This window comes from Streptomyces sp. C, assembly GCF_000158895.1.
Lineage (GTDB): Bacteria > Actinomycetota > Actinomycetes > Streptomycetales > Streptomycetaceae > Streptomyces > Streptomyces racemochromogenes.
The window spans coordinates 6,035,783-6,043,336 of record NZ_GG657750.1; the positions used below are offsets into that span (position 1 = coordinate 6,035,783).

Sequence of the window (7,554 nt, forward strand, 5' to 3'; positions counted from 1 at the left end):
GGCCCGGGTCGGCGTAGGGCAGCCGCCGCCAGGTGTCGAGGGCGGCCAGGTAGTCCCGGTAGGCGGCCTCGGGGGTGGGCTCGGGGCCCGACTGGAGGGCGCGCAGGACCGGTTCGTGCCGGTCGAGGAACTCCTCGTGCTGCTTGGCCAGGGCGGCCAGGTCCCACCAGCGGGCCACGGCCTCGGCGGTGGGGGCGAAACCGGCGTGGGCGCCGCGGAAGAGCTCCACGTACCCGGTCAGGTGCAGCCGTTCCAGGGTGTGTCCGGTCTCCTCTGCCAGCTGGGCGGGGGCGATCCACACCCCCGGTGCCACCGCTCCGAAGCCCAGCCGGGCCAGGCGCGAGCGCAGCAGGTGCCGCTTGTGCCGCTCCTGCTCCGGGACGGAGAACACCGCGACCAGCCACTCCGACGACACCGGCGCGGTCCCGTAGATCCGCCGGTCCCCGTCCTCCAGCAGCAGCCGGGCCTCCTCGGACGGCTCGTACCCGGCCGAACCGTCGGCGGCCTTCGCGGGCACCAGGAACCCGCGCCGCTTCAACCGGGACACCGAGGACCGGACGGAGGGCGCGTCGACGCCGGCCGCGCCCAGCAGGCGGACCAGCGCGGACACCGGGACGGCGCCCTCGAAGGACCGCCCGTAGGCGCCGTAGAAGGTGACGATCAGAGATCGCGGAGTGTGCTGCTCGACCACGGGTTCACCTCATTTCTCCCAGGAGGCTCCGGCCTTCAGGCCGGGGAGGAATGGGTCCTTGGGCCGGGGGCGCGGAGCGTCAGAGCTCGGTCCATATCTGGTCTGACCTGTCCTTTCGGCTGTTGTCAGTGGTCGAGGACAGATTATTGGGATGGTGACGACACCGATAGCGGGGGGTGCCGGGCACGCCCGGTGGACCTTCCGCGTCCGCATGTCGTCCACTGCGCTCACCGCCCTGATGGCGGGGTGGGACCGGTGCCGGTGGATCTGGAAGGTAAGTGGGCCAAGGCTGTGGTCCGCGATCACGATGCCCTGGCGGTGGAGGACTTCCGCCCGAAGTTCCTCGCCGGGGAGGGAATCCCCTCCTCTTCAGGGAGGGGAGGATTCAATCCAGATCGCGCAGCCGGAACCGTTGCAGCTTGCCGGTGGGGGTGCGCGGCAGCGCGGGCAGGAAGACGAAGGAGCGCGGGCACTTGTGCGGGGCCAGCTCGCCCTTCATGAAGGTCCGCAGGGCCTCCTCCGTCAGCACCGCCCCGTCGCGCGGCACGGTGTACGCCACCACGATCTGCCCGCGCCGCTCGTCCGGGCGGCCGACGACGGCGGCCTCCGCCACGTCCGGATGGCGCAGCAGGGCCTCCTCGACCTCGGGGCCGGCGATGTTGTAGCCCGAGGAGATGATCATGTCGTCGGCGCGGGCGACGTAGCGGAAGTAGCCGTCGGGGTCGCGGACGTAGGTGTCGCCGGTGAGGTTCCAGCCGTCCCGGACGTACTCGTCCTGCCGGGGGTCGGCGAGGTAGCGGCAGCCGACCGGCCCGCGCACCGCCAGCAGCCCCGGCTCGTTGTCGGCGACGGGCCGCCCGGAGGGGTCCACCACCCGAGCTTCCCAGCCGGGCACCACCCGGCCGGTGGTGCCGGGGCGGATGTCCTCGTCGGCGGCGGAGATGAAGATGTGCAGCAGCTCGGTGGCCCCGATGCCGTTGATGATCCGCAGGCCGGTGCGCTCGTGCCAGGCCCGCCAGGTCGCGGCGGGCAGGTTCTCGCCGGCCGACACGCAGCGGCGCAGCGCCGACAGGTCGTAGGCGCCCGTGTCGTACGGGCCCAGGGTGTCCAGCATCGACCGGTAGGCGGTGGGTGCCGTGAACAGGACGGTGACCCGGTGTTCGGCGAGGGCGGGCAGCAGCACCCGGGGCGTGGCCTGCTCCAGCAGCAGCGCGCTGGCGCCGGCGCGCAGCGGGAAGACGACCAGTCCGCCGAGGCCGAAGGTGAAGCCGAGCGGGGGACTGCCCGCGAACACGTCGTCGGGGCGCGGCCGCAGGACGCGGCGGGAGAAGGTGTCGGCGACGGCGAGGAGGTCGCGGTGGAAGTGCATGCAGCCCTTGGGCCGGCCGGTGGTCCCGGAGGTGAAGGCGATCAGCGCGACGTCGTCGGCGGAGGTCGCGACGGCCGGGTACGGGACGGTGTGCGCGGCCGCGAGCCGCAGCAGGTCGTCCTCGCCGGTGCCGCCGTAGGGGGTGATCCGCAGGCCGGGGACCTCGGCCTTGGCCAGGTCGTCGAGGACGTCGGCGTGGCACAGGGCGTGCCGTACCTCGGTCATGGCGCAGACGGTGGCCAGTTCCTGGGCGCGCTGCTGGGCCAGTACGGTGACGGCCACCGCGCCGGCCTTCATCACCGCCAGCCAGCAGGCCGCGAGCCAGGGGCCGGTGGGCCCGCGCAGCAGCACCCGGTTGCCGGGGACGACGCCGAGGTCGATGGTGAGGACGTGGGCGAGGGCGTCGACGCGCTCGCGGAGTTCTCCGTACGACCACACGCCGCCGGCGCCGTCGCGGAAGGCGGGCCGGTCCGGTCCGAACCGTTCGATGGTGGCGTCGAGCAGTTCGGTGCCGCAGTTCAGCCGGTCCGGGTAGGCCAGTTCGGGCAGCTCGAACAGGAGCTGCGGCCAGGCGTGGGCGGGCGGCAGGTGGTCGCGGGCAAAGGTGTCGGCGTGAGCGGATGGCTTGAGCTCCAAGGCGGGTTCGCCCCCTTGCAACGTCCGGATTTTGTGGTGGAGCCGGCCGTGCGAATGCGTTCCGAGCGTATCGTGATGGTGACGGCAGTCAACAGGACGCGATAAGAGTGTCCGCAGGACTTCGGCGACGGGACGTGGGGGCATTCGGATGGCCGGATTCGCGCTCGGGGCGGAACAAGAGGAATGGTGCGGCCGGTTGCGCGCCCTCGCGCGGGAGCGGCTGCGGCCGCTCGCCGAGAAGGGCGAGCCCGGACGGGTGAACCGGCCCCTCCTCGCCGAGCTGGGGGAACTGGGCCTGCTGGAGCGGGTCTTCGGCTCGGGGGCGCTGGAGCTGTGCCTGCTGCGCGAGTCCCTCGCCTACGGCTGCACGGAGGCGGAGACGGCCCTCGCCCTCCAGGGGCTCGGCGCGCACCCGGTGCTCCGGTCGGGCAGCGCCGCCCAGCGGGAGCGCTGGCTCCCGGGGGTCCGGGCCGGCCGGCACGTGGCGGCGTTCGCACTGAGCGAGCCGGGCGCCGGCTCCGACGCCGCGGCCCTCGCCCTGACGGCGGAGGCGGACGGGCCGGGCTGGCGCCTGACGGGGAGCAAGTGCTGGATCTCCAACGCCCCCGAGGCGGACTTCTACACCGTCTTCGCCCGTACGGGTGAGGCCCCGGGGGCGAAGGGCATCACGGCCTTCCTGGTCCCGGCGGACCGCCCGGGGCTGACCGGCGAGGCCCTGGAGATGCTCTCCCCGCACCCGATCGGCTCGCTCGCCTTCGACGGAGTGCCCGTCGGCCGCGAGGACGTGCTGGGCGGGCCCGGGCAGGGGTTCCGCGTCGCGATGGAGACCCTGAACCTCTTCCGGCCCAGCGTGGGCGCCTTCGCGGTCGGCATGGCGCGCGCCGCGCTCGACGCGACCGTGGCCCACACGGCCGGCCGGACCGCGTTCGGCGGGGTGCTCGCCGACCTCCAGGCGGTCGCGCACCGCGTGGCGGAGATGGCCACCCGCACCGAGGCCGCCCGGCTGCTGGTGTACGCGGCGGCCGGCGCGTACGACAGCGGCGCCGCCGACGTGCCGGGCCGGGCCGCCATGGCCAAGCTCCTCGCCACGGAGACGGCCCAGTACGTGGTGGACCACGCCGTCCAGCTGCACGGCGCGGCCGCCCTGCGCCGGGGCCACCTGCTGGAGCACCTCTACCGGGAGGTGCGGGCGCCCAGGATCTACGAGGGGGCGAGCGAGGTGCAGCGCACCATCATCGCCAAGGAGCTCTACCGGGGGGTGGCGGCGCGATGAGCCCCGAACGGATCAACCCCCCGGAGCTGTCCCCGGCCACCGGCTTCTCCCACGCGGTGTCGGCCACCGGCTCGCGGATCGTCTTCCTGGCCGGCCAGACCGCGCTGGACGGCTCCGGGAAGGTGGTCGGCGACAGCGTGCCCGAGCAGTTCGAGCGGGCCCTCGCCAACCTGCTGACCGCCCTCGCGGCGGCCGGCGGCCACCCGAGCGACCTGGCCCGGGTGACGGTGTACGCGGTGGACGTGGAGGCCTACCGCACGCACGCCGCCGAACTGGGCCGCGTCTGGCGCCGCCTCGCGGGCCGCGACTACCCGGCGATGGCGGTCGTCGGGGTGGTCCGCCTGTGGGACACCGAGGCCCTGCTCGAACTGGACGGCATCGCGGTGCTCCCGTAGGCGGTGCTCCCGCAGGTCAGGGGCGGCCGGTGAGGTGACCGCCGGCCCCTCCGGCCGGGGTCTCCCTCAAGAAGTACTGAACTGGTGTGCGCACAGGTCTTGCCAGTGCAATTTCACATTACTATGTTACAGCTCACACCGCGGCACGTTAATCCCCGTCAAACGCCGCGTGACGCAGGGCAGTTCGCACTTTCCCCCACCTCCTTCCCACCTGGAGTCATCGGTGTTCCAGCACAGAGCTGTGCGTACGTCTCTCCTCGCCACCGCCGTCACGGTCACCCTCCTCGCCACCGCCGGCCAGGCCTCGACGCAGGCGGCGGAACGGGCCACCCCCACGGGCACCTTCTCCGCCGGAGTCCAGGGCGCGACGGCCGACACGGCGCCCAACCCCTTCGACGAGGTCGACCGCCGGGCGGACGCCGAGCCGCTCGTCCCGGCCCCCGCCCCGGCCCCCGGGGGCAAGGCCGTCACCGACGGCCGGGTGCCCGGCGCCGCCCCCGTCGTGGAGGCCCCGGGCTCCACCGCGGCCGCCGAACGCACCGAGAAGAGCGTCAAGTCCGCCCAGGCCGCGCCCACCGCCAAGAGCGTCGCCGCCGGCGTCCCCTGCACCCTCGACGGGATCAAGAACCTCACCCCGGAGCAGTTCGCCGACTTCCTCGGCGACCAGGCCGTCACCGCCGACGGCTGCCTGCGCGGCCTGATCTGGACCTGGGACGCCCGCCTGGCGCCCGTCATGTCCGACGCCCACGTCCAGGCCGTCTCCCGCCGGATATCCAGCCTGGCCGCCGCCCACGACGGCCGTAACTCCTCCCACCTGGAGGAGATGTTCACCTACCTGCACGCCGTCGCCTACCACGACTTCTCCCGCGACGAGATCGACGTCACCGACGCCCCCACCACCGCCGCGATACGCCAGGCCATCGACGACTTCGGCAACGCCGCACGGACCTTCGACGTCACCCCGACGAACGCCCGCACCCTGCGCGAGGCCCTCTACGCCGCCGGCCCCGGCCTGCGCCACCACCAGATCGGCCTGATCAAGAAGGTCCTGGCCACCATGGACCCGGCCCACCCGGCCACCAACCTCGACGCCGGCTGGGCGGGCGCCGTCCTGGCCGCCCTCTCCACCAACTATCTGGGCGTCTACCCCGGCAACCAGGACGCGGCCTTCCACGCGGCGGTCGCGGGGGACGCCTCGTACCGCGCCGCCTTCAAGGCCTTCGCCGGCTACACCCACCTCAAGGGCAGCGGCAACGCCTGGGTGGTGCGCGACGCCCTCAGCGAGTACGCCCGCTTCGGCCAGGTGGGCGGCCTCAAGGACCAGGTCATCGCCGACCTCGGCGCCATGCTGGACCGCGTCAAGTCCGACCACGGCACCGACGCCTGGGCGAAGATCGTCTCCTGGCTCAACTTCTACGGGGCCTGCAAGCAGTACGGGGTCTGCAAGGAGGACATCGAGAAGCAGCTCTTCCCGTACACCTACAGCTACGACAACGGCGCCATCAAGGTCCGCACCGCCCTCGACAAGGCCACCGTCGACCAGCTCTACTACGCCAGCAAGCAGGTCAAGACGCAGTTCCACCGCGTCATAGGCACCGACCAGCCGCTCGCCGGCGACCCCAACAGCACCCTCAACATCGTGCTGTACGCCTCCCGCGCCGACTACGAGAACTACCACCCGATCCTGACCGGCTACGGCACCAACAACGGCGGCATCTACATCGAGAACGGCGCCACCTTCTACACCTACCAGCGCCGCGTCCCGCAGGACTCCTCCCTCACCCTCGAAGAGCTCTTCCGCCACGAGTACACGCACTACCTCAACGGCCGCTTCGCCGTCCCCGGCTCCTTCGGCCAGGGTCCCTGGTACGAGGGCGACCGCACGACGGCCATGGACGAGGGCACCGCCGAGTTCTTCGACGGCGCCACCCGCGACAACGGCATCGCCGTCCGCAAGTCCCTGGTCAAGAGCGTCATCAACGACACCGCCGGCGGCGGCCCGCGCATGACCGTCGAACAGCTGCTCAACGCCACCTACGACGGCGACGGCTTCCGCTTCTACAGCTACGCGGGCACCTTCTTCGAGTTCCTGTGGACCGAGAAGCCCTCGCTGCTGCGCGAGATGTACGGGTACCTGCGCGCCAACGACGTCGCCGGGTACGACGCGTGGCGCCACCGCACGGGCGCGGACACCTACCTCCAGCGCGACTACAACCGCTTCCTGGACGCCCAGATCGCCAAGGTGGACCAGCTCTACGTCCCGAACACCACCTTCACCCCGAACGAGCGGCTGCGCGACGCCGCGCTCGCCTCGGTGAAGTCCTCCTTCGCGGCGGCCACGTACAACACGCCCGACTGCGTGGAGAACGGCGACCCCGGCAAGCGCCGCTTCACCTGTACCGGCCGGATCACCGCCAACCTGAAGAACTGGCGCAGCGACGACCAGAACTTCAAGGACATGTCGGAGACGGTGGACTACTTCATCCTCGACCGGGCGGGCGCCGCCTCCAACAACCTGGCCGACATGAACTGTTCCTTCGGCCCGGTGGAGATCTGGGACAACAAGGCGGCGGCCACCTCCTCCTACAGCTGCGAAGGCCCGCTCCGCAGCTGACGGCGCACCCGGCCGGCCCTGTACCTGAACGGGGGGCAGGGCCGGCCGGGCCACCCTAGGCACCCTCAAAAGAATGTGACATATTACTGACCATGGACGTCGTGATCATTGGCGCCGGCGTCGTCGGAGCCGCGTGCGCGTACTACGCGAGCCGCTCCGGCCTCTCCGTGGCGGTGGTGGACCGCGGCCCCGTCGCGGGCGGCACCACCGGCGCGGGCGAGGGCAACCTGCTCGTCTCCGACAAGCAGGCGGGCCCCGAACTCGACCTGGCCCTCCTCTCGACGGAACTCTGGCGGGACCTCTCCGCCGAACTCCCGCACGCCGTCGAGTACGAGACCAAGGGCGGCCTGGTCGTCGCCCCGGACGACACCACCCTCAAGGCCCTGCGCCACTTCGCCGAGGGCCAGCGCGCCGCCGGGGTCGTCTCCGCCGAGGTGGGCCCGGACGCCCTGTACGACCTGGAGCCCCACCTGGCCCCGGGCCTGGCGGGCGGCTTCCACTACCCCCAGGACGCCCAGGTCCAGCCCGCCCAGGCGGCGGCCCCCCTCCTGAAGGCCTCGGGCGCCGAGCTGTACC

At 72.4% G+C, this 7,554-nt stretch carries 6 protein-coding genes; 4 read left to right on the forward strand and 2 right to left on the reverse strand.

What is annotated here, in order from left to right:
- Together SSNG_RS27210 and SSNG_RS27215 are read right to left on the reverse strand one after the other, a co-directional pair.
- The coding region (locus SSNG_RS27210; protein WP_007267143.1) for a PaaX family transcriptional regulator C-terminal domain-containing protein at positions 1 to 691 on the reverse strand (691 nt) is incomplete at its 3' end.
- 385 nt (positions 692 to 1,076) lie between these two features.
- Entirely contained in the window at positions 1,077 to 2,696 is a 1,620-nt protein-coding gene (locus SSNG_RS27215) for an AMP-binding protein (protein ID WP_007267144.1), read from the reverse strand.
- Positions 2,697 to 2,844: 148 nt separating this feature from the next.
- Here SSNG_RS27215 and SSNG_RS27220 point away from each other — a divergent pair, with 148 nt between their 5' ends.
- From SSNG_RS27220 to SSNG_RS27235, 4 genes are all read left to right on the forward strand, one after another.
- Positions 2,845 to 3,969 carry an acyl-CoA dehydrogenase family protein gene (locus SSNG_RS27220; protein WP_007267145.1) on the forward strand — a complete coding sequence of 375 codons (1,125 nt, stop codon included), beginning with the start codon at positions 2,845 to 2,847 and terminating at the stop codon, positions 3,967 to 3,969.
- Complete coding sequence (locus SSNG_RS27225; RefSeq protein ID WP_007267146.1) at positions 3,966 to 4,364, forward strand: RidA family protein; 399 nt, start codon at positions 3,966 to 3,968, stop codon at positions 4,362 to 4,364. The genes SSNG_RS27220 and SSNG_RS27225 overlap by 4 nt, the downstream gene beginning before the upstream one ends.
- 241 nt (positions 4,365 to 4,605) lie before the next feature.
- The gene (locus tag SSNG_RS27230) at positions 4,606 to 6,978 is read left to right on the forward strand and encodes a collagenase (protein WP_241695125.1); all 2,373 of its coding nucleotides are present in this window, start codon (positions 4,606 to 4,608) and stop codon (positions 6,976 to 6,978) included.
- A gap of 92 nt (positions 6,979 to 7,070) precedes the next feature.
- The coding region (locus SSNG_RS27235; RefSeq protein WP_129593397.1) for an FAD-dependent oxidoreductase at positions 7,071 to 7,554 on the forward strand (484 nt) is incomplete at its 3' end.

What these genes read in the sequence shown, in the direction of transcription:
- SSNG_RS27225 (WP_007267146.1), top strand. Translation starts at nt 3,966, where the DNA reads ATGAGCCCCGAACGGATCAACCCCCCGGAGCTGTCCCCGGCCACCGGC.
- SSNG_RS27220 (WP_007267145.1), top strand. Translation starts at nt 2,845, where the DNA reads ATGGCCGGATTCGCGCTCGGGGCGGAACAAGAGGAATGGTGCGGCCGG.